23 protein-coding genes are annotated in these 21,373 nt (G+C 63.0%); 17 read left to right on the top strand and 6 right to left on the bottom strand.

What is annotated here, in order from left to right; all coding sequences use genetic code 11:
* Positions 1-3: 3 nt before the first annotated feature.
* Positions 4-1,185 (bottom strand): FMNH2-dependent alkanesulfonate monooxygenase, encoded by a 1,182-nt coding sequence (ssuD, locus tag PWG15_RS25610; protein ID WP_275026910.1) that lies wholly within the window; start codon positions 1,183-1,185, stop codon positions 4-6.
* Positions 1,186-1,370: 185 nt separating this feature from the next.
* On the opposite strand from ssuD, the gene PWG15_RS25615 reads away from it, so the two are divergent.
* The 4 genes from PWG15_RS25615 to PWG15_RS25630 all read left to right on the top strand — a co-directional run bounded on the left by PWG15_RS25615 (position 1,371) and on the right by PWG15_RS25630 (position 4,823).
* Positions 1,371-1,919, top strand: coding sequence for a flavin reductase family protein (locus PWG15_RS25615; RefSeq protein WP_425536819.1), 549 nt, complete (start codon positions 1,371-1,373; stop codon positions 1,917-1,919).
* Between the two features lie 176 nt (positions 1,920-2,095).
* Complete coding sequence (gene tauA, locus PWG15_RS25620; protein ID WP_275026911.1) at positions 2,096-3,103, top strand: taurine ABC transporter substrate-binding protein; 1,008 nt, start codon at positions 2,096-2,098, stop codon at positions 3,101-3,103.
* 80 nt (positions 3,104-3,183) lie between these two features.
* The gene (locus PWG15_RS25625) at positions 3,184-3,975 is read left to right on the top strand and encodes a taurine ABC transporter ATP-binding protein (RefSeq protein ID WP_275026912.1); all 792 of its coding nucleotides are present in this window, start codon (positions 3,184-3,186) and stop codon (positions 3,973-3,975) included.
* Positions 3,972-4,823, top strand: a complete 852-nt coding sequence (locus PWG15_RS25630; protein ID WP_275026913.1) for an ABC transporter permease subunit — start codon at positions 3,972-3,974, stop codon at positions 4,821-4,823. The genes PWG15_RS25625 and PWG15_RS25630 overlap by 4 nt, the downstream gene beginning before the upstream one ends.
* Before the next feature lie 24 nt (positions 4,824-4,847).
* Here the strand turns inward: PWG15_RS25630 and PWG15_RS25635 are convergent, their stop codons facing one another.
* Entirely contained in the window at positions 4,848-6,254 is a 1,407-nt protein-coding gene (locus PWG15_RS25635; RefSeq protein WP_275026914.1) for an FAD/NAD(P)-binding protein, read from the bottom strand.
* Positions 6,255-6,582: 328 nt separating this feature from the next.
* Positions 6,583-7,194: an RBBP9/YdeN family alpha/beta hydrolase gene (locus PWG15_RS25640; RefSeq protein ID WP_275026915.1), complete on the bottom strand. Its 612-nt coding sequence runs from the start codon at positions 7,192-7,194 to the stop codon at positions 6,583-6,585.
* Between the two features lie 418 nt (positions 7,195-7,612).
* On the opposite strand from PWG15_RS25640, the gene cysT reads away from it, so the two are divergent.
* From cysT to PWG15_RS25655, 3 genes are all read left to right on the top strand, one after another.
* On the top strand, positions 7,613-8,473 hold the full coding sequence (gene cysT / locus PWG15_RS25645; protein ID WP_275026916.1) for a sulfate ABC transporter permease subunit CysT: 861 nt from the start codon (positions 7,613-7,615) through the stop codon (positions 8,471-8,473).
* Positions 8,463-9,383: a sulfate ABC transporter permease subunit CysW gene (cysW, locus tag PWG15_RS25650; protein ID WP_275026917.1), complete on the top strand. Its 921-nt coding sequence runs from the start codon at positions 8,463-8,465 to the stop codon at positions 9,381-9,383. The genes cysT and cysW overlap by 11 nt, the downstream gene beginning before the upstream one ends.
* Before the next feature lie 70 nt (positions 9,384-9,453).
* Positions 9,454-10,581 carry a sulfate/molybdate ABC transporter ATP-binding protein gene (locus PWG15_RS25655; RefSeq protein ID WP_275026918.1) on the top strand — a complete coding sequence of 376 codons (1,128 nt, stop codon included), beginning with the start codon at positions 9,454-9,456 and terminating at the stop codon, positions 10,579-10,581.
* A gap of 19 nt (positions 10,582-10,600) precedes the next feature.
* Here the strand turns inward: PWG15_RS25655 and PWG15_RS25660 are convergent, their stop codons facing one another.
* Positions 10,601-10,930 (bottom strand): YciI family protein, encoded by a 330-nt coding sequence (locus PWG15_RS25660; RefSeq protein ID WP_275026920.1) that lies wholly within the window; start codon positions 10,928-10,930, stop codon positions 10,601-10,603.
* A gap of 141 nt (positions 10,931-11,071) precedes the next feature.
* Between PWG15_RS25660 and PWG15_RS25665 the strand changes: the two genes are divergently transcribed.
* The 4 genes from PWG15_RS25665 (at position 11,072) to chrA (ending at position 14,729) form a co-directional block, all read left to right on the top strand.
* Positions 11,072-11,338 carry a YciI family protein gene (locus PWG15_RS25665; protein WP_275026921.1) on the top strand — a complete coding sequence of 89 codons (267 nt, stop codon included), beginning with the start codon at positions 11,072-11,074 and terminating at the stop codon, positions 11,336-11,338.
* 199 nt (positions 11,339-11,537) lie between these two features.
* Entirely contained in the window at positions 11,538-12,296 is a 759-nt protein-coding gene (locus tag PWG15_RS25670) for an alpha/beta hydrolase (RefSeq protein WP_275026922.1), read from the top strand.
* Between the two features lie 203 nt (positions 12,297-12,499).
* Positions 12,500-13,321, top strand: a complete 822-nt coding sequence (locus PWG15_RS25675; protein ID WP_275026924.1) for a chromate resistance protein ChrB domain-containing protein — start codon at positions 12,500-12,502, stop codon at positions 13,319-13,321.
* Position 13,322: 1 nt separating this feature from the next.
* Positions 13,323-14,729 (top strand): chromate efflux transporter, encoded by a 1,407-nt coding sequence (chrA, locus tag PWG15_RS25680; RefSeq protein WP_275026925.1) that lies wholly within the window; start codon positions 13,323-13,325, stop codon positions 14,727-14,729.
* 15 nt (positions 14,730-14,744) lie between these two features.
* On the opposite strand, the gene PWG15_RS25685 is transcribed toward chrA, so the two are convergent.
* Positions 14,745-14,939, bottom strand: coding sequence for a hypothetical protein (locus PWG15_RS25685; protein ID WP_275026926.1), 195 nt, complete (start codon positions 14,937-14,939; stop codon positions 14,745-14,747).
* A 239-nt stretch (positions 14,940-15,178) separates the two neighbouring features.
* Here PWG15_RS25685 and PWG15_RS25690 point away from each other — a divergent pair, with 239 nt between their 5' ends.
* The 6 genes from PWG15_RS25690 (at position 15,179) to PWG15_RS25715 (ending at position 20,796) form a co-directional block, all read left to right on the top strand.
* Positions 15,179-16,207: an NAD(P)H-dependent flavin oxidoreductase gene (locus PWG15_RS25690; RefSeq protein WP_275026927.1), complete on the top strand. Its 1,029-nt coding sequence runs from the start codon at positions 15,179-15,181 to the stop codon at positions 16,205-16,207.
* Between the two features lie 124 nt (positions 16,208-16,331).
* Positions 16,332-17,264 (top strand): LysR family transcriptional regulator, encoded by a 933-nt coding sequence (locus tag PWG15_RS25695; protein ID WP_275027216.1) that lies wholly within the window; start codon positions 16,332-16,334, stop codon positions 17,262-17,264.
* A 143-nt stretch (positions 17,265-17,407) separates the two neighbouring features.
* The gene (locus PWG15_RS25700) at positions 17,408-18,121 is read left to right on the top strand and encodes an SDR family NAD(P)-dependent oxidoreductase (RefSeq protein WP_275026928.1); all 714 of its coding nucleotides are present in this window, start codon (positions 17,408-17,410) and stop codon (positions 18,119-18,121) included.
* Positions 18,122-18,244: 123 nt separating this feature from the next.
* Positions 18,245-18,484, top strand: a complete 240-nt coding sequence (locus PWG15_RS25705) for a tautomerase family protein (protein WP_275026929.1) — start codon at positions 18,245-18,247, stop codon at positions 18,482-18,484.
* 240 nt (positions 18,485-18,724) lie between these two features.
* Complete coding sequence (locus PWG15_RS25710; protein ID WP_275026930.1) at positions 18,725-19,465, top strand: response regulator; 741 nt, start codon at positions 18,725-18,727, stop codon at positions 19,463-19,465.
* Positions 19,462-20,796 carry an ATP-binding protein gene (locus PWG15_RS25715; RefSeq protein ID WP_275026931.1) on the top strand — a complete coding sequence of 445 codons (1,335 nt, stop codon included), beginning with the start codon at positions 19,462-19,464 and terminating at the stop codon, positions 20,794-20,796. The genes PWG15_RS25710 and PWG15_RS25715 overlap by 4 nt, the downstream gene beginning before the upstream one ends.
* Before the next feature lie 144 nt (positions 20,797-20,940).
* Here PWG15_RS25715 and PWG15_RS25720 read toward each other — a convergent pair whose 3' ends face one another.
* Positions 20,941-21,357 carry an organic hydroperoxide resistance protein gene (locus tag PWG15_RS25720; protein ID WP_275026932.1) on the bottom strand — a complete coding sequence of 139 codons (417 nt, stop codon included), beginning with the start codon at positions 21,355-21,357 and terminating at the stop codon, positions 20,941-20,943.
* Positions 21,358-21,373 lie beyond the last annotated feature (16 nt).

Consider the following 21,373-nt stretch of genomic DNA (forward strand, 5'->3'; position numbering starts at 1 on the left):
CTGTCACGACTGGGAGACCTTCAGCTTCGGACGATGGTCGCCAGCAATCGTTTCGCCAAACGGCCCGGTGTTGATCGACGCTTCGCGTGCCGGAACGGCATGGGCAAGTGGCAGGTTCGGCAGCACCAGTTCACCGAACCGATAGGCCTCCTCAAGGTGCGGATAGCCGGACAGGATGAAACTATCGATACCCGCCTGCCGGTACTCCTCCATGCGGGCCTTCACCTGATCAGGATCACCGACAAGGGCCGTGCCCGCGCCGCCGCGCACCAAGCCGACCCCGGCCCAGAGGTTCGGAGCGACTTCAAGCTTGTCGCGCAGGCCACCATGCAGACGGCTCATGCGGCTCTGCCCAACCGAATCCATACGCTCGAACACCTTCTGTGCGGCGGCAATCGTGTCGTCATCGACATATTGTATCAGTTCGTCGGCCGCCTGCCATGCCTCCTTGGCGGTTTCGCGCACGATCACGTGAAGGCGGATGCCGAAGGTCACATCCCTGCCCTCGGCATCTGCGAGCGCGCGAACCTCGGCAATCTTCCTGGCAACGTCTTCGACGGGTTCTCCCCAGGTCAGGTACTTGTCGATGGTGCGCGCCGCCACTTCCTGGCCCTTGCCCGATGAACCGCCGAAATAAAGCGGCGGATGCGGCTTCTGCACAGGCTGGAACAGAAGCTTCCCGTCCTCGATATCGAAGTGGTTCCCCTTGAAATCGACGTCTTCGCCGCGAAGCACCGCCTTGTAGATGTTCAGAAATTCCTCCGTCACCTCGTAGCGTTCGGTGTGCGAGAGGTGGATACCATCGCCCTTGTTTTCGATCGGGTCGCCGCCGGTGACGACGTTGATCAGCAGTCGTCCGTTCGAGAGCCGATCGAGCGTCGCAGTCATGCGCGCTGCCAATGTCGGCGACAGAAGGCCGGGTCGCACTGCAATCAGGAAGCGCAGTTTTTCGGTCAGCGGCGCCAGCGCCGAGGCGACCACCCAGCTATCCTCGCAGCTGCGCCCCGTCGGAATGAGCACGCCGTAATAGCCGAGCGAGTCGGCGGCCTGCGCCACTTGCTTCAGGTAGTTGATATCGACATTGCGGCCGCCGCGCGTGGTGCCGAGATAGCGACTGTCACCATGGGTCGGAAGGAACCAGAGAACATTGATCTTTTCAGGGACTTTTACGGGCGCAGTGTTCATCGGCAAATGCCTCCTCGCAAGCTCGTTTTCGGCAGCCATGATCGCCTTGCCGAAGCGAAAAACATAAACTCTATAAAATTTATTGACAATCAATTTTGAGGCTATCATTTTTGATGAGAGGAAAAATTTTTCTCGTATCGCCGGATTGCGATCGGGAATTAGGCAAAATTTTCGAGGGACTGGCCATGACGATCGCGCTCGCCGCATCTCCAGCATTCGACGCAAGCATTCCAACCGGAAACGGCTACGCACCGATCACGGCGCCGGCCCTCAAGGCGGCGATGCGCAATTTCTCAGGGGGCGTATCCGTGATCACGGCCGGCATCGGGGACGACCGGACGGGTGCCACAGTCACCTCGGCGACGGCGCTGTCGGTGGACCCGCCGACCATGATCGTCAACATCAACCGAACGTCTTCGACCTGGCCGATCATCCAGCGCTACCGGCATTTCTGCGTCAACGTCCTCGCGCGAGAGCATCAGAGGGTGGCGGAGCGCTTCTCCGGCGTTGATGGAGCAAAGGGCCCTGCCCGCTATGAGGGCGCCGACTGGGTTCGGCTGGCAAGCGGCGCGTCAGCATTGAGCGGGGCATTGGCCGCGATCGACTGCGAGGTCGAGGAAATCATCGAGCGCCACAGCCACGCGATCATCCTCGGCCGGGTAGTCGCCATCACCGCGGGCTCTGGCGAGCCGATCGTCTACCACCACGGCCGTTATGGCGGTCTTAGTCTCTAGTCTCGCGGTGAAGCCTCGGGCGCACGAAGCTGCGCCGAAACGGCTCAACTTTGGAATGGACCCACTGCGGGCCAGCGAAATGCGGAATAAATTATCTATATAAAATACATCTTTTTAATCAGCATTGTGATGAGGCTCCACAGCGGGGCCAGGACCCAACCGTTGAGGAGCACACAATGACGATCCGCAGACGCACCCTTCTCGCCGCAAGTGCGGCAATGCTTCTGGCCAGCCAGGCCGCCTCCCCCGCTCTCGCTGCCGAGACAACGCTGACGATCGGCTACCAACCGATCGTCGAGCCGTCACGCGTGCCGCAGGCGGATGGCACCTACGAAAAGGCCACCGGAGCCAAGATCACCTGGCAGAAGTTTGATGGCGGCGCCGACGTGATCGCCGCGCTCGCTTCAGGGTCGATCGACATCGGCTATGTCGGCTCGTCGCCGCTCGCCGCTGCTGCCAGCCGGCAAATCCCCCTCGAAACCATCTTCGTCGTCGGACTGATCAGCGAAGCCGAGGCACTCGCCGTCAAGGGCATCGATAAGCCGGAGCAGCTTGCCGGCAAGAAGATCGCAACGCCCTTCGTTTCGACGGCGCACTACAGCCTGCTCACGGCCCTGAAACACTGGAACCTCGACCCGAAATCCGTCGAGATCCTCAACCTCCGGCCGCCGGAAATCGCGGCGGCCTGGCAGCGCGGCGATATCGACGGCGCCTATGTCTGGGATCCAGTGCTCTCCGAAATCAAGAAGACCGCGACGGTGCTTGCGACCTCGAGCGACGTGGCGAAATGGGGCGGTCCGACGTTCGACGCCTGGATCGTCAGCAAGAAGTTTGCCGAGGAACATCCGGATATCGTGACCGGCTTCGTCAAGGTGACTGGCGACGCCTATGCGGATTACCGCGCAAAGCCGGAAAACTGGAACGTGGGTTCGCCTGAGGTGGAGAAGATCGCCCGCCTGACCGGCGCAAAGACCGAGGACGTGCCGACCCTGCTCAAGGGCTATTACTTCCCTTCGCTTGAAGAGCAGGCAGGCGCCGATCTTCTCGGCGGGGCGACGGCCAAGGCAATCGCGCAGACCTCGGCCTTCCTGCTCGAACAGGGCAAGATCCCCGCGGTGCTTCCGGATTACGCGCCCTACGTCTCCGCCCGCTGGGCGCAGGAAGCGGCGAAACTCTCGTTCTGAGACCAGCGCGGTTCGCATGTTTGCCGGGCACAGAGCGCCCGGCAAACATGTCGACGTGCCACCCAGGCTGGAGCAGCAGGATGTCCGTTCTCTCCCTCGAAAATGTCACGCTGCGCTATCCAGCCTCTGACAGCAGGACCGCCCCGGTTCTCGCTTCCATCAACCTGAAGATCGCCCGCGACGAATTCGTCGTCGTCATCGGCCGTTCCGGCTCGGGCAAGACCAGCCTTCTCAATCTCGCCGCCGGTTTCGTGGCGGCAAGCAGCGGCCATGTCGGCATCGATGGTCGGCCAGTAACGGTTCCGGGCTCAGATCGGGCCGTCGTTTTCCAGGACGATGCGCTCTATCCGTGGCTGACCACTCTCGACAACGTCGCCTTTCCGCTTCATCTGCGCGGCATTTCCAGATCGGAGCGCGTGGAAAAGGCAAGGGGTCTCCTTGACCGGGTCGGCCTGCCCGACGCGGCGAGCCGCCATGTCTGGGAACTTTCCGGTGGCATGCGCCAGAGGGTTGGCATCGCCAGAGCACTCGCTTCCGATCCGAAGTTCCTGCTCATGGATGAACCGCTTGGCGCGCTCGATGCACTCACGCGCAGTCGCATGCAGGGCTTTCTTCTCGATGTCTGGCAGAAGAGCGGCGTCGGTGCGCTGTTGATCACCCACAGCATCGAGGAAGCACTTCTGCTTGCGACCCGGATCATCGTGCTCGCGCCCAATCCCGGGCGCGTCGCCAGCGATATGACGACCACATTTGGTCGCGACCTTCTGGCCGGCGTACCGCTTTCCGAAATCCGCAGTTCGCCGGCGTTCCGGCGCCTGCATGACGAATTGACCGACCTCATCCACGCCGAAGACGAAGGGATCGCGGCATGAGCCTCTCGATCGAAAACGCGCCGTCGACGACGCGTCGGCCGCATGGCATCGTCGAACAGCCGGGAACGGGCAAGACAAGGTCGCCGCTACCGCTCGCCTGGATATCCCTAACGACAATCGCTGTGTTGCTCGTTCTTTGGATCCTCGCCTCAAGCTATGGTCTGGTCTCGCCGCTGTTCCTGCCTTCGCCACTCGCCGTCTATCAGGCTCTACAGAGTCTCGCCGTTACCGGTTTCGTCGACGCGACCCTCGCCCAGCATGTGGGCGCGAGCCTCCTGCGGATTTTCGGCGCGCTCGCAGTCGCCATCCTCCTCGGTGTGCCGGCTGGAATTGCCATCGGCACGAGCCGGCTCGGCAAAGGCATCCTCGATCCGATCGTAGAGTTTTTGCGCCCCTTGCCGCCGCTTGCCTATCTTCCACTGGTGATCATCTGGCTGGGCATCGGCGAGGCTTCCAAGATCGCGGTCATTGCGCTTGCAATGTTGCCGCCGATAATTCTGTCGACGGCGACCGGCGTCAAATCCACCGCGACCGATCACATCAACGCGGCCCGCTCCTTTGGCGCGTCGCGTCTACAGGTCTTGCGCCACGTCATCCTGCCAAGCGCCCTGCCTTCGGTCTTGACCGGAACCCGGATCGCGCTCGGAGCGGGCTGGTCGACCCTGGTGGCCGCCGAACTGGTGGCGGCAACGCGCGGCCTCGGCTTCATGATCCAGTCTGCAGCCCAGTTTCTGGTGACCGATGTGGTGATTGCTGGCATCGTCGTCATTGCGGCCGTTGCTTTCGTCTTCGAGATGACGGCACGCCTGCTAGAACGATGGCTGGTACCGTGGGCGACACGACGCTGACGCCCCGGGGGATCGGATAGACCGTCACCCGGTCTTCAGCGTCACGCGATGCCGCGTAGCGATCAATCGTGCCGCCGCGTAGGTCTGCGTCACGATTTCAGGTACCAGGTCAATGTCCGGCAGACTGCCGACACCGAGCGGTCCGATCGCGTAGAGATTGCGGGTCGCTTGCCCGCCGGCCAGAACTTCGCCAGCCGGGCTGACGGCAATGCCGAGATTGAGTTCGTCCGGCTCGGCCAGGCCGCCGGCAAAGAGGCTCTGCATCAGTTGCGCCCGAAGGTCCGGCGCCGAACAACGACAGTCGATCACCTGATCGGCCGAAAGCAGAGTCTCCTCGCTTTCGGCCGCCCAGCGCACCATCAACCCGTCGGGCCGGCGCTTACCCGCCCAGCCCTTCCGGATGCTGGTCTGCCCGCCGGCCAACTCCTGCTGGAGACGCAAATGGAGCGGCGCCGGCAAACGGTTGCGGTGGCTGTCATAGATCGACCGCAGGTGCCGGTTGAACCGACGCTTTTCCTCTTCGGGCAAAGATTGCCAGAGGGAACGTGCGCGCCGGCGCAGACCGTTCATGGCCGCTTGCCAGCCAAGGCCGGCCGCTTCCGCCTGGGCACAGGCCTGCCGGACGAAGCGGACGATATCGCCGAGCCGGGTCGGCATCGGTTCGACCGGAAAGGTTGGCGCGGCCGCAAGGCGTGTGTGCGGCTGCGGCAGGAAGCCGTGTCGGGAAAGAATGGTGATCTCGCCAGCAAAGCCATTGTCGCGCAACTGCAGCAGGCGGTCGACCACCCTGACGCCGCTGCCGAGCAGGACCGTATGGCGCGGGACGACCAGACGGCGGGCGCGCACCAGCGGCCTCTCCTCTTTGGCAATCTGCATCTCGCCATGGCGAAGGCCGAAGCCGGTCGCCAGCACGACGGCATCGCACTCCACCGTTGCTTCCTCCTGCACCACCAGGAAGCGGCCGTTGGCTTGCTTGCGCAGCCCCAAGACCGCCTGGCAGGAGAGTTGCATCGAAATGTCAGGCCGGCGCGTCAGCGCTTCGGAAAAACGCTGATAGACATAGTCGCTGAAGATGCTCTTCGGCACGAAGATCTGCTGAAAGCCGGGGATCGCGGCAGAGACGGCCGCGCGAAATTCGGCATTCGCCAGCAGCCAATCGTTGAAGTCCTCCGGCTGGCCGGCGGCGACTGAAAGGTCGCGCACCCGGCTGTTGAGGATCTCCCCGCTCTGGGCGGCGGCCAGCACCTGACCGCCGCTGATCGTCGGCTGCGGATCGAAGAGGTGCACGTGGAACGCCGTCCGCACCGATTTCATCAGCGCAATGGCCATCATCACGCCGGAAAAGCCGCGGCCGATGATGGCGATGTGCGGCTTGGTTCGCGCACCGGCTCCCTCCGGAGCGACCTTCGCAAACAATCCATGGACAGTCATGTGCACTCTCCCATGGCCGGTTCTACCCGGCAAAGTCTGAAATGCATGGCTGTTTCGGTTCGAAACGCGGATACCGACCGAATAGTGAAAAATTGCCGACCGCCTTACTCAATTGTCGATCTGCGCAAAAGTCGAGGGGTCGGGAAAACATAGCGCCCGCCGCGGCAGCGGTCGAGCCCGTATCCGTTGTTCCGGTTGGCCTGGCACTTTGGCGCATGGTCATCCCTAGACGGCATACTCTATAAAGTTAGTGCTCTATTAGAGCGCGAAACGATCCGAACATCAAGTGCTGTGTGAAACAGCCTGTGGACCGGCCCTCCAAAAGGCTTCAGGCCAGACCGTTTGGCACGGGTGAGCGGTCCATCCCCTCAAGTTCCATCGATTGCGCACGCGGTTGTTCGCGCCGCGCGATGCCGTTCAAAACACGCAACAGATCATAGCCGTGCGACCAGCGACCGAAGCCACTGGCGATATTGATATGGCCGGCATGGCCAAGGTCGACGAGGCGGCTGCCCCATCGTGTCGAAAAGTGCCGCAAGCGATCGAAAGGCATGTAGGGATCGTTGAGGCTGCCGACGACGAGGCTGGAAAAGGGCAACGGCAGATCGGGCATCGGGCCAAAATCGATGGCAGCGGGATGCAGGCGCTCGGTTGGCCCAAGGTCGCAGGGCGCGACAAGCAGCGCGCTGCGCACATGTCTTGCCAAGGGGCGTCGCGCCAGATTGGCAACGAGAACCGAGCCGAGACTGTGGGCGACCAGGTCGACGACCCCGTGCCGAAGGATTTCGCGCTCGAGAGCATCGCGCCAATCAGCGAGTCTTGGCCGGTTCCAATCGTTTTGTTCGACCAGAACCGCATCCGGATGATCCCGCAGCCAGTGGCGCTGCCAGTGCCCCTCGTCGGACCCGAACAATCCAGGAATGATCAGTGTTTTTGCCATGACATCAATCTCTTGCGAAGACGATCCGGGCCTTGCAACGACCCGTTGCAAACAGGTCCGGTTCTGGATCGACTATGCGCAAGCGGCAGACTGCGGAGAAGCACGGAACACCTAATATCTATAAATTCGATAGTATTTATTTTCTTATCCGGAAGTTACGTCCGCGTGATCGACAATCCGGCATGGAACAATATTCGCAGTAGAGTGTTTCCATCGACGCGGCTCAAAAGCGAAATCAGTTTCCTTGTGACCCGTCCCAGCGTCAAAAATTTGCGTTGTTGGAGCCCGCGAAATTGTTAGTTTGGCGCCGAATACACCGGCGCTCTGACAAGCCGGCCAACCGGCGACTTGATGATCGGTTTGGATGAGGGGATGGCGCAACCGTTTACGGTTGCAGGGCTGAAAAGGTGACCGAAAGTTGACGGAGCGACGCAATGGGAACCGCTGGCGGTTTCGCCAGCCGAGTGTTTTGCCCGGGTTTGGGCTGTCGCTCGGGATCACGCTGAGCTGGCTGGTGCTGATCGTGTTGATCCCGCTGTCGGGCCTGGTGTTTCGGGCCAGCGGGCTCGGCTGGGCCAAGTTCTTTGAACTGGCGCTGGATCCGCGCACGCTCAATGCGCTGAAGATCTCGTTCGGCACGGCGTTTCTCGCCGCGATCATCAACCTCGTCTTCGGCGTCATCCTCGCCTGGGTGCTGGTGCGCTATCGTTTCCCCGGCAAACGGGTGATCGACGCCATGGTCGACCTGCCGTTCGCGCTGCCGACCGCGGTTGCCGGCATCGCGCTGACGACGCTTTATGCCCCGAACGGCTGGATCGGCCAGTTCATCGAGCCGCTCGGGCTCAAGATCGCCTTTACCCCCGCCGGCATCGTCATCGCCCTGATCTTCGTCGGCCTGCCCTTCGTCGTCAGGACCGTGCAGCCGATCATGGAGGAGATCGACAAGGAAGTGGAGGAGGCCGCCGCCACGCTCGGCGCCAGCCGCTTCCAGACGATCAGCCGGGTGCTGTTGCCGGGGCTGCTGCCGGCCGGCCTCACCGGCTTTGCGCTCGCCTTTGCCCGCGGCGTCGGCGAATACGGCTCGGTGATCTTCATCGCCGGCAACCTGCCTTATGTCTCCGAGATCGCGCCGCTTCTGATCGTCATCCGGCTCGAAGAGTTTAACTACGCTGCCGCCACCGCCATTGCCGCGGTCATGCTGGCGATCTCCTTTGCCATGCTGCTGCTCATCAACTCGATCCAGGCCTGGAGCCGGCGGAGATATGTCTATGTCGCATGATCTGACCGCCAGCCCCCTGCCCGCATCCGGCCCGCTGCCGGCGTCCGGCCCGCAGCCCGCCTTGCCGGAACTGGCCGCCGCCACCTCGGAAAGCCGCTTTGCCCGGCTGACGCTGACGATCACGGCGCTTGCCTTCGTCGCGCTGTTCCTGCTGTTGCCGCTCGCCGCCGTCTTTACCGAGGCGCTGCGCAAGGGCATCGGCGAGTTTGTTGCAGCCCTCGGCGATGCCGAGACCTTCTCGGCGATCCGCCTGACGCTCACCGTCGCTGCCATCGCCGTGCCGCTCAACCTCGTCTTCGGCGTCGCCGCCGCCTGGGCGATCGCCAAGTTCGAGTTCAAGGGCAAGGCGTTCCTGACGACGCTGATCGACCTGCCGTTCTCGGTCTCGCCGGTGATCTCCGGCCTCGTCTTCGTGCTGCTGTTCGGCTCGCACAGCCTGATCGGTCCGTGGCTGCAGAGCCACGGCATCCAGATCCTGTTTGCCGTGCCCGGGCTGGTGCTGGCCACCGTCTTCGTCACCTTCCCCTTCGTTGCCCGCGAGCTGATCCCGTTGATGCAGGAACAGGGTTCCAGCGACGAGGAGGCCGCACTCTCCTTGGGCGCATCGGGCTGGCAGACCTTCTGGCATGTGACGCTGCCCAACATCAAATGGGGGCTGCTCTACGGCGTGCTCCTCTGCAACGCCCGGGCCATGGGCGAGTTCGGCGCCGTCTCGGTGGTCTCCGGCCATATTCGCGGTGAGACCAACACCATGCCGTTGCAGGTCGAAATCCTCTATAATGAGTACAACTTCGTCGCCGCCTTCGCGGTGGCGGCGTTGCTGGCGCTGCTGGCGCTGATCACCCTGATCCTGAAGACGGCGCTGGAGATCCGCTACAGCGCCGAGATCGCCGCCAGCCGCAGACATTGACCGCCGTGCAAGCATTGACCGGGAAAGCCCGCATTCGACCAGCTGCCGCAGGCATTTGAAAGGTATCGCCATGGACGTGCGCGTTCACAACATCCGCAAGGAATTCGGCCGCTTCCCGGCGCTCGACGACGTCTCGCTCGACATCCGCTCCGGTGAGCTGATCGCGCTGCTCGGCCCCTCCGGCTCCGGCAAGACGACATTGCTGCGCCTGGTTGCCGGGCTCGAAAGCCCGACCGGCGGCACCATCTTCTTCGGCGACGAGGATGCCTCGCAAAAGACGGTGCAGCAGCGCAACATCGGCTTCGTCTTCCAGCACTATGCCCTCTTCCGCCACATGACGGTGCTCGACAACGTCGCCTTCGGGCTGAAGGTGCGCCCGTCGAGCCGCCGGCCGCCGGCCGCCGAGATCCGCAAGCGGGCGCTCGATCTGCTCGACCTCGTGCAGCTCTCCGGCCTCGACAAGCGTTATCCGGCGCAGCTGTCGGGCGGCCAGCGCCAGCGCGTGGCGCTGGCCCGCGCCATGGCGGTCGAGCCGAACGTGCTTCTGCTCGACGAACCCTTCGGCGCGCTCGACGCCCAGGTGCGCAAAGAGCTGCGCAAGTGGCTGCGCGAGATCCATGACCGCACCGGCCACACCACCATCTTCGTCACCCACGACCAGGAGGAGGCGCTGGAACTGGCCGACCGCGTCGTCGTCATGAGCAAGGGGGCGATCGAGCAGGTTGGCACCCCCGACGAGATCTACGACCATCCGGTCTCGCCCTTCGTCTTCGGCTTCATCGGCCAGTCGAACTGCCTCGCCGTCACGCTGCAGAACGGCGAGATCTGGTTCGAGGACCGGCCGATCGGCCTGCGCGCGCCATCCGAGCCGGACGGCCCGGCCAATCTCTACTTCCGCCCGCACGACATCGAGCTGATCGACGGCTGCGGCGGCTGTCTCGCCGGCCTCGTCACCGCCAGCCGCCGCGTCGCCGGCACCCGCCATCTCGAACTCGACCTCGGCCGCAACCATCCCCATGTCGAGATCGAACTCTCCCCCGAACGCGCCGCGGCCGGTGACCACAGCCGCATCGCCTTCCGACCGACAAAGTGGAAACTCTTCAGGGACAACAGGCAGCCGGCCGTGGCCGCGGAGGCGAAGGTCGAGAGCCGCGCGATCGAGATACAGGAACCAACATTGGTCGCCCAGGCCTCTTAAGGAGAGTCGGTTTTCGGATCTAAGGATCCTCGAGCGGCCAGACCTCGACCACCCCGTGAGCGACCGCGCACGGGGTGCGTGACACTATATCGATCGCTTCGGCCAGGTCTTCGGCCTCGATCACCGCGAAGCCGGCCACAGGAAGCGACGACGACATGAACGGACCGCTTCGCTTCTCGATATGTGCAGCGTTGGCGTTGCGTACCTGGACAGGCGCTCCGGCGATCCCCATCAGGGCCCCTCTTGCACGAAGTTCCGCATCATGCGCGTGCGCCGCATCCCGGACGTCCGTCGCTGTGCGGTCGTAGCCTGCACGGTCCCCATATCCAATGGTCACGAATTTCGGCATCAAAAGCGTCCTCGTGGCGACGGCGCCCTACTCCCGACGGGCTAATTGACAGCCGGCCCCAGCGGGCCTTCCGTGAGGGAACGCAGATGCACAGGAAAAGTTGCGACAATCCGACGTCCATGCCACGGCAGGGAGGATGCAATGCCAACCATCATCGCCCACCATAAGATCACCAAGGGTGCGGAACACTGGCTGAAGTCGCCAAAGCGCAAAGAGGTATTTGGCACGCTCGGCGTGACCAACATCCGAACCTTCGTCGATCCCCAGGACCAGACCCGGGTGGCCATTCTCATGGATGTCCCCGATCTGGACGCCCTGTCGAAGGCCATGCAGACCCAGGCCGCTGCCGATGCGATGGTCTTTGATGGCGTCGTGCCGGAATCAATCGTGATCCTGGTCGAGTCATAGGGAACACTCCCCCCGTATTCGGTCCCTGAGGCCCGACAGACGTCACCGGCGGAGCCGCCCGACCCGCAGTCCTTCGCTGCGGCCTGAGCCCGGCCCCGTACATTGCGGTACATTCACCGGCTGTGGCCGACATAACCGGGATACCTCGCCGAACCAGATTGCGCTCGTCACCTCAACGGCCTCGAAAAGGAACGATCGCATGCGCTCCCGAATTATCCCTACTCTTGCCCTAGCCTTTGCGACGAGCGTGGTTGCTTTCGCCGCCCAGGCGGCAGACATCAAGAACATCGTCATCGTGCACGGCGCTTTCGCCGATGGTTCGGGCTGGCGCCAGGCAAGCGACATCCTGGAGCGGCGTGGCTTCAAGGTGACAGTCGTGCAGGAGCCGCTGACGTCCCTTGCCGCCGACATCGAGGCGACGAAGCGCGTTCTGGACCTGCAGGATGGGCCGACCTTGCTCGTCGGTCACAGTTACGGCGGCATGGTGATCAGCGAAGCCGGGCATCACCAGAAGGTCGAGGGATTGGTCTACGTCGCAGCGTTTCAGCCCGACAAAGGCGAGGACCTGGCAACGCTTGCCGGCTCGAAACCGCCGGCGGCGATGAGCATCAAGGAAACCGCTGATGGCAAGTACCTCTATCTCGACCCGTTGGCGTTTGCCGCCGATTTTGCCGCCGACCTCCCCAAGGCGGAGACTGCCTTTGCGGCGAAGTCACAAGTCTTTGCCGCCAAGGAGGTTTTCACTGCCAAGGCCGACGAGCCCGCCTGGCGGACGAAGAAAAGCTGGGCGATCGTGGCGACCGAAGACCGTGCCATCAATCCGGACCTTGAACGAAGCATGGCGAAGCGCGCCGGCAGCCAGGTAAGCGAAATCAAGGCGAGCCACGCCGTCTTTGCCTCGCAAGCGGAAAAGGTCGCCAAGGTCATCGAGACCGCGGCCAAGGACGCCGGTAAATAGCCCGAACACGCCGAGCGTCTGCGTCCTGAGTGCGGCGCCCTTCCGCACTCAGGACGGTGTATTGACGATGTTGTTCCATTCCAAGTCCTCGACTTGACAGCCCGCTCAAAGAGCGGAAAACTTCAGGCATGGGGGTGCGATCACCCCATGAGGCGCCAGCCGAAGCATCGCGTCCATAGAACCGCTCATCCGGAGGACGCGTCATGTCGTCATTTCTCGAAATCTCCTCGGAAAAACTCTCTCGCCTCATCGGCACGCCGAACTGTCCCGAACTGATCGATGTCAGGATCGACGACGATTTCGAAACCGATCCCCGCCTCATCCCCGGCTCCCACCGGCGTGACTATCGCCAGGTGCAGGACTGGATGGGGGATGTCGACCGGGCATCGGCAATCATCATCTGCCAGCAGGGCAAGAAGCTCAGCCATGGTGTTGCGGCCTGGCTTCGCAATGCCGGTGTTGCGGCCGACGTGCTGGAAGGCGGGTTCGAGGCCTGGGTGGAGGGCCACCATCCGTCTGTGCCAGTATCCGCGATACCTGAACGGAACGCCGGGGGACGGACCGTCTGGGTTACGCGGGCGCGTCCGAAGATCGACCGCATTGCCTGCCCTTGGCTGATCCGTCGCTTCGTCGACCCGAAAGCGGTGTTCCTGTATGTGGCGCCGTCAGAAGTAGAGATGGTCGGCGAGCGCTTCGGCGCAACGCCCTTCGATATTGATGCTCCGATCCGCTGGAGCCACCGCGGCGAGCTCTGCACATTCGATGTCATGGTCGAGCAATTCGGCCTTGCAACCGCCCCGCTTCTGCGGCTTGCGACCATCGTGCGTGGCGCCGACACCGCCCGCCTCGCGCTCGCGCCCGAGGCGCCCGGCTTGCTTGCCGCCTCGCTCGGTCTCTCGCGCATGTATGCCGACGACCTGGAGCAACTGGAAGCCGGAATGCTGCTCTACGACGCCTTCTATCGCTGGTGCCGGGATGCGACCAACGAGACGCACAATTGGCCCTCGCCCAAGAAGGACGCCTGAGATGACCGACATTACTGACAGGGCCGCGCCCGATGTGGCGCGGCAACGGCCAAGCCACGGCATCCCGTTCGGCGAAGCAGTGCGGGTTTGGGCCCGGATTGCGGCTTTGAGCTTCGGCGGCCCCGCCGGGCAGATCGCGGTGATGCACCGCATCCTTGTCGACGAGAAGCGCTGGATCGGCGAGCATCGTTTCCTGCATGCGCTGAACTACTGCATGCTGCTTCCTGGCCCCGAGGCACAGCAGCTTGCCGTCTATATCGGCTGGCTCCTCCACCGCACCGCCGGCGGCCTCGTTGCCGGCCTTCTCTTCGTGCTACCGGGGTTCCTCGCGATTCTCGGCCTCAGCTACATCTACGCCGCCTTCGGCAATGTCACCGTCGTCGAAGGTCTCTTCTTCGGCCTCAAGGCCGCCGTGCTCGCGGTGGTCGTCCAGGCGGTCTTCCGTATTGGCGGCCGGGCACTCAAGAACCGGATGATGATCGGCATCGCGGCGGCCGCCTTCGTCGCCATCTTCTTTTTCCGTATCCCCTTCCCGCTGATCATCCTTGCAGCCGGTGTACTTGGCTATGTCGGCGCCCGCTTCGGCTCGCCGCTCTTTCGCATCGGCGGCGGACACAAGGCTGGTACGGGCGCGGTCCTGAAGGACGAGGACTCTGCGCTCGGCGAAGAAATACCCGCGCATGCGCGCCCGAACCTGGCATGGTCGCTGCGGATTTCCGGCGTCCTGCTTGTGCTCTGGCTTGCCCCCCTGGCACTGCTCGTCATCGTCCTTGGCTGGAACAACGTCTTCAGCCAGATCGGCCTGTTCTTCAGCCAGATGGCGGTCGTTACTTTCGGCGGCGCCTATGCCGTACTCGCCTACGTCGCCCAGGAAGCCGTCCAACACTACGGCTGGCTGAAGCCCGGCGAGATGCTCGACGGCCTCGGCATGGCCGAGACGACGCCGGGACCGCTGATCATGGTCGTCCAATTCGTCGGCTTCATGGGCGCCTATCGCGACCCGGGGACGTTCCACCCGATGATCGCGGCGACTTTGGCGGCGATGCTGACCACCTGGGTCACATTCGTCCCGTGCTTCCTCTGGATCTTCCTCGGCGCACCCTTCATCGAGCGGCTGCGGAACAATGCCGCGCTGACGGGCGCCATGTCGGCGATCACGGCCGCCGTCGTGGGGGTGATCCTCAACCTTGCCGTCTGGTTCGGGCTGCACACGCTGTTTGGGGAACTCGTAAGCTGGCGTTTCGGGCCGTTCGCGCTCGACATACCGGTATTGCGGTCGCTGGTGCTGCCATCGTTCCTGCTGACGGTTGCCGCCGGCGTGGCTATCTTCCGCTTCAACGCTTCGGTCATCGCAACGCTGCTTGCCTGCGCGCTTGCCGGCATGGCCTGGACGCTGGCAACGAACTGATCGCAAACGCTGCGCCTAGTCGTCGTAGACCGATTGCGGGAGGTGGAATCCCTCCGGCAATTGCGATCCATAGAAGCGCTCCTCCGGCGGAGGCGGTGGAGGTTCGCGATGCTTCACCGCGCAGGCGGCAAGCACGGCCTTGAGCTGCACTGGCCGATAGTGTTCGACAAGGCTCGGAGGTGGATCTTGCTCGTCCGTCTGTTGCGACATCAGGGTCCTCATGGGAACGGCTCGTCACCGATAACAGTGCCAGCCAATCGATCTCACCGCAACTGCTCGCCGGCATCGTCGTCGTCGAACCGTGCGACATTGGACAGTTGACCTCCGGCCGCTCCGGGTTTCCTTTATGGTCCGGGATAATCCGGCGATCAGTGCGACCGCTCGTCGACTTTCACATCAGCCCGCACCCGCCGGCAGACAAGAACACGCATTCAACGAGGATATCGAACATGCAGGATCCCCTGGCGAAACTTGGCCTGAAGCACCCGCTGATCGTCGCGCCGATGGCCGGTGGCCCCTCGTCGCCGGAACTCGTCATCGCATCATCGGCATCGGGAGCATTGGGGTCGATCGGTGCTGCCTATTCGAGCCCGGCGGCCATCACCGAGTTCGTCGACAAAGTTCGTGCACGTACCGACCGCCCTTTTGCGATCAATCTCTTCATTCAGCACCCGCAGCCGCAGATCGACGCAACCACGGTCGAACGGGCCCTGGCGGCAACGGCGAGGTACCGAGACGAACTGGATCTGCCTACGCCGCAATTCGCCGCGCCCTATGAAGAGGATTTCGATCAGCAGTTCGAGGCGGTGCTGAAGGCGAAGCCGGATGTCCTCAGTTTCGTGTTTGGCGTACTTCCTGCCGAACACACGCGAGCCGCGCGCGGGGCCGGGATGCTGATCGTCGGCACCGCGACGACACCGGAGGAAGCAGAGGCGCTCGAAGAAAGCGGCGTGGATGCGATTACCCTCCAGGGTTTTGAAGCCGGCGGCCATCGCGGCATCTTCGATCCCGAGGCCAAGGACAGTGAAATCGGGCTTCGGGACCTGCTGACCCGAACCCTTCCGAAGGCCAAGGTGCCACTGATCGCGGCAGGCGGCATCATGACGGCTGCGGACATCCGGTCGTCGCTTTCCATGGGCGCCAGTGCCGTGCAGATGGGCACGGCTTTCCTCGCCACCACCGAAGCCGGAACCTCGGCGCCCTACCGGACAGCGCTGCGGGGTGCAGAACGCACGACGCGGACAACGCGCTCCTTCTCCGGCCGGTTTGCGCGTGGCATCGAGAACCGCTTCATGAACGAGGTGGACGCCGCCGCCGTCATGCCTTTCCCGGCTCAGAACAAGTTCACGCGCGATATCAGAGGCGCGTCGGCAGCAAAGGGATCGTCGGACTTCCTCTCCCTTTGGGCTGGAACCGGCAAGGGAGAGCTTTGGCAAGGCTCAGCTGCCAACCTGATCGAAAAGCTGTTTGCCGACTGATCGCCCGTTGCTCGAAATGTGCCTCCGAAGCCGTTGACGACAGGATAGAGCCTTCCCCTTTACTTCCGCCAAAACGTGGGTGAATGCTAGGCGATTGGCAATGATCATCGCGAAAGTCGGCAGAATGGATCGTATCGACGCAATGAAGGTGTTCGTGACAGCAGTCGACGAAGGCAGCCTTGCGGCCGCAGCCCGGCGGCTGAAACGATCACCGACGGCGGTCAGCCGCGCCCTGAACCTGCTCGAAGCCCATGTCGGGGTGGAGTTGCTGCATCGAACGACGCGATCGCTGAAGCTCAGCGAAGCCGGCCAGCGCTATGCAGCCGCCTGCCGGCGGGTGCTGATCGATCTCGAAGAGGCCGACATGCTCGCAGGTGGCGAACGTGCAGCCCCTCGCGGCACGCTGACGATCTCCGCGCCACCGATCGTTGGCGAAGAGGTCCTGCGCCCGATCCTCGACGACTTCCTCCACCAATATCCTGCAGTTTCGGCCCGGCTTCTCCTGCTCGACCGCTTCGTGAACCTTGTCGACGAAGGTGTCGATATCGCGCTCCGAATCGGCCATCTCGCGGACTCTTCGCTGATTTCAACACGGATCGGCGGCGATGTCCGGCGCGTCGTCGTCGGCTCGCCTCGCTATCTGGCCAACCACCCGCGGATCGACGAGCCAGCCGATCTCGCCAAACACCAGATCGTGGCCTTCACCAACTTCGGTCTCGATTCCTGGACGTTCACGCCAGTCGAGGGCTCCTTGATCCCCCGCACGGTACAGTTCACGCCGCGGTGCATCGTCAACAGCGTGCGTGCTGCAGTCGATTCTGCCGCCGCGGGTACCGGCCTGACCCGGCTCTACTCCTACCACGTCGCGCGCTACGTCAGCGATGGGCGGCTGAAAATCGTGCTGGCCGACGCCGAGCATTCGCCGATGCCGGTCCACCTTCTTGCGCCGCAGGGCCGCATGTCGGTTCCGAAGGTTCGCGCCTTTGCCGATTTCGCGCTGCCGCGTCTGCGGACTGAGTTCTCGCGGATGGCAACGGAAGCCGGCACTCTCGCCTGATTATGCCAATTATCGGTTGATTGACTACCGAACGCCGCTAATTCTCCCAATCATCGGATAGGTCTAAATCTGATTGCACCAACGCCGAGGGCGGAGGGCGGGCCGCACAGAGCGCCCGTTGCAATCGAAGAAGGATCATATCCATGAGCAACGAACAGAAGGTCGCCATCATCACCGGTGCATCGCAGGGTATCGGCGCCGCCCTGGTCCAGGCCTACCGCGATCGCAACTATCGTGTCGTCGCCACGTCCCGGTCCATCCAGGAAAGTTCGGATGCCGGCGTTCTCAGTGTAGCCGGCGATATCAGCAAGCCGGAGACCGCAGAGCGGGTCATTCGCCAGGCTCTGGAACGGTTCGGCAGGATCGACACGCTGGTCAACAACGCCGGTGTCTTCACCGCCAAGCCGTTCACCGAGTTCACCCAGGAAGACTATGATTTGAACCTCGGGGTCAACGTCGCCGGTTTCTTCCATATCACCCAGCACGCCGCCCGCGAGATGCTGAAGCAGGGCTCCGGTCACATCGTCAGCATCACGACCAGCCTCGTGAACCAGCCGATTGCCGGTGTTCCGGCTGCTCTGGCATCGATCACCAAGGGTGGTCTGAATTCCGTGACCCAGGCGCTCGCGATCGAATTCGCCCAGTCCGGCATCCGCGTCAACGCGGTCTCGCCGGGCATCATCAAGACCCCGATGCACCCGCCGGAAACGCACGCGGCACTCTCGACGCTGCACCCCGTCGGCCGCATGGGCGATATCCGCGATATCGTCGACGCCGTCCTTTATCTGGAGAACGCCGGTTTCGTGACGGGTGAGATTCTGCACGTCGATGGCGGTCAGAACGCAGGGCGCTGGTAACAGCATAGGGGATGTCCGGGAGCGACCATTGCCTAATCCTGGCCGCTCCCCCCTCCCCTTACAATGCAGACGATACGGCACCTGATGGTGCCGGCAACATCCAGATCTGAAGAGGAGACGGCAATGCCGATCGTTACAGTTCAGGTGACCCGCGAAGGCACCACTCAAGACCGCAAGTCGGTCACGGCCGAGGAAAAGGCCGAAATCATCAAGGGCGTGAGCCAGGTCCTGCTCGACGTGCTCAACAAGCCGCTGGAATCCACCTACGTTGTCATCGAGGAAGTCGAGCTCGACAATTGGGGCTGGGGCGGTCTGCCGACCGCGCAATATCGCGCCCTGCTGGCCGCTCAAGCAAAGGCCTGACACCGCCGATCAGACGTTCCTGCAACCCGCCGCTTGTCCGCAAGCGGCGGGTTTCGTTTGCGAAATTGTGTCGAAATGTATCCGAAGGTGCTTGCATTACATTCGCATGCAAGTCTGGATGTCGCGAACACACCGAGGACATATCCTGGGCGCCAATGAGACTGAGCGGATGTTCCCCGGCCCTGCCCAGGTGGTGCCGCAAGGACGCGAAGACCAGAACGGATTTGAGGAGTTTGCTCGATGGAGCATATCGACCATGTGCTGATTGTCGATGACGACCGTGAGATCCGCGAACTCGTGTCTGGTTACCTCAAGAAGAACGGGCTGCGCGCAACCGCCGTCGCCGATGGGCGACAGATGCGCAGCTTCCTCGAGGGCGATACCGTCGATCTCATCGTGCTCGACGTGATGATGCCGGGCGACGACGGGCTCGTGCTCAGCCGCGAGCTGCGGGCCGGCAAGCACAAGGCGATCCCGATCATCATGCTGACGGCCCGCAGCGACGAGATGGACCGGATCCTGGGGCTCGAGATGGGGGCCGATGACTATCTCTCCAAGCCGTTCTCCGCGCGCGAGCTGCTTGCCCGCATCAAGGCGGTGCTCCGGCGTGCGCGCATGCTGCCGCCAAACCTCCAGATCTCGGAGGCTGGGCAACTGCTGCGCTTCGGTCAGTGGAAACTCGATACGACCGCCCGGCATCTGATCGATGCAGACGGCACGGTAATTGCGCTGAGCGGCGCTGAATATCGGCTGCTGAAGGTCTTCATCGATCACCCCCAGCGCGTGCTCAACCGCGACCAGCTTCTCAACCTCACCCAGGGTCGCGAGGCCGATCTCTTCGATCGCTCGATCGATCTGCTCGTCAGCCGTGTTCGCCAACGGCTCGGCGATGATGCCCGCGAGCCGACCTACATCAAGACGGTGCGCAGTGAAGGTTATGTCTTTTCGGTCCCGATAGAAATCGTGGAGGCGCGCGAATGACGACGAGCGCAAACCCAGGAAGCATTCGACTGTGGCCGCGCACGCTCAGGGCGCGGCTCTTTGTTATCCTGCTGGCCGGTCTGACTATCGCGCATGTCATGTCGTTCACCGTGCTGTTCTTCGAGCGCTACATGGCCGCGAGATCGGTCATGTTCGATACGCTCGAAAACGAAATCGCCACGTCTATCGCCATACTCGATCGTCTGCCCGCGCCCGAGCGTGCCTCGTGGCTCCCTCGCCTGGACCGCGATAATTACGGCTTCCTTCTCGGACCTGGCGTTGCGGGCAATCCGTCGCTCGACCCGGCCGCCACGGAGATCGCGACGAAGATCGAGCGGGCGACCGGCCTTCAATTTCCGGTCAAAGTCGAAACTATCCCGGGCGAACGTCGCCATCTGCAGGCGCATCTGACATTGAGCGACGGTTCGCCGCTGACGATCGACGTCTTTCCCAAGGGTGTCATGCCATTGGCAAACTGGTTGCCCTTCGTGCTCGTGGCCCAACTCGTGCTTCTGCTCCTGTGCAGTTGGTTCGCCATGCGTCAGGCGGTGCGCCCGCTCGTCAACCTTGCCGCGGCTGCCGATACGCTGGACCCGAACCGGAATACGCCGCGCCTCAGCGAAACCGGACCCACCGAGGTCGCCTACGCGGCGACTGCGTTCAATGCCATGCGCGACCGCATTGCCCAGTATCTCGAAGAGCGGGTTCAGATCCTCGCTGCGATTTCCCACGATCTGCAGACGCCGATTACACGCATGAAGCTGCGCGCCGAAATGGCGGATGATTTCGCCGACCGGGAGAAGCTGATCCAGGATCTCGGCCAGATCGAAAGTCTGGTCAAGGAAGGTGTCGCCTATGCTCGAAGCGCCCACGGCAATGTCGAAAAGGCGACACGCATCGATCTTGCCTCCTTTGTCGAAAGCCTTGTCTATGACTATCAGGACACCGGCAAGGCGGTTAGCACAAACGATGGCGATGGCGGCGCGATCACCACCCGGCCCCAGGCGCTGAGACGCATCCTTACCAACCTGGTCGACAACGCACTCAAGTTTGGTGGCAGCGCGGAGATCGAAGTCAGGCGGCTGGCGGACGACACGGTGACCATCAAGGTGCTCGACCGCGGACCCGGCATTCCCACTGACCAGCTGGATGCCGTACTCAAACCCTTCGTCCGGCTGGAGGATTCCCGCAACCGCGACACCGGCGGAACCGGCCTCGGCCTTGCCATTGCCCAACAGCTTGCGGCCTCCATCGATGCCTCACTGAAGCTGACCAACCGCGACGGCGGTGGATTGGTTGCAGAACTCGCCATTCGTCGCCTTCCGGCATGAGGCACAACAAGGCGCGGTGACTTCACATGCCTGCGCCTCAGCCGCTCTCGGAACGACCAATCCTCCAATAAAAAAAGCGGCGGCCTCATCGGCCGCCGCCTTCGTGGATCAAGCTACTGAAGGTTGCCGCAACCAGCATCCCCGTTAGATGAGATTGATCGTCACATCGATGTTGCCGCGCGTCGCCTTGGAATAGGGGCACGTCTGGTGCGCGGCATCGACCAACTGGCGCGCAACATCGGCGTCGATCCCCGGCAGGCTGACATTCAGCCGCGCCTGCAGGAAATAGCCTCCGTCGCGGTTACGCAGGTCCACCTCGGCATCGACGGCAAGGTCGGCCGGAAGCGCGACCTTCCGTTGGCCAGCCGCCAGTCCGATTGCACCGATGAAGCAAGCCGACCAGCCGGCGGCGAAAAGCTGCTCCGGGTTCGTCCCTGGCCGTGCGCTGCCGGGCGTCGAGAGCTTGACGTCCAGACGCCCGTCGTCGCTCTGGGAGGCGCCGTCGCGGCCGCCGGTTGTGTGGGTCTTGCCGGTGTAGAGTATCTTTTCAGCTTCACTCATCGTGCTCTTCCTTTCG

The organism is Ensifer adhaerens (assembly GCF_028993555.1).
Classification (GTDB): domain Bacteria; phylum Pseudomonadota; class Alphaproteobacteria; order Rhizobiales; family Rhizobiaceae; genus Ensifer; species Ensifer adhaerens_I.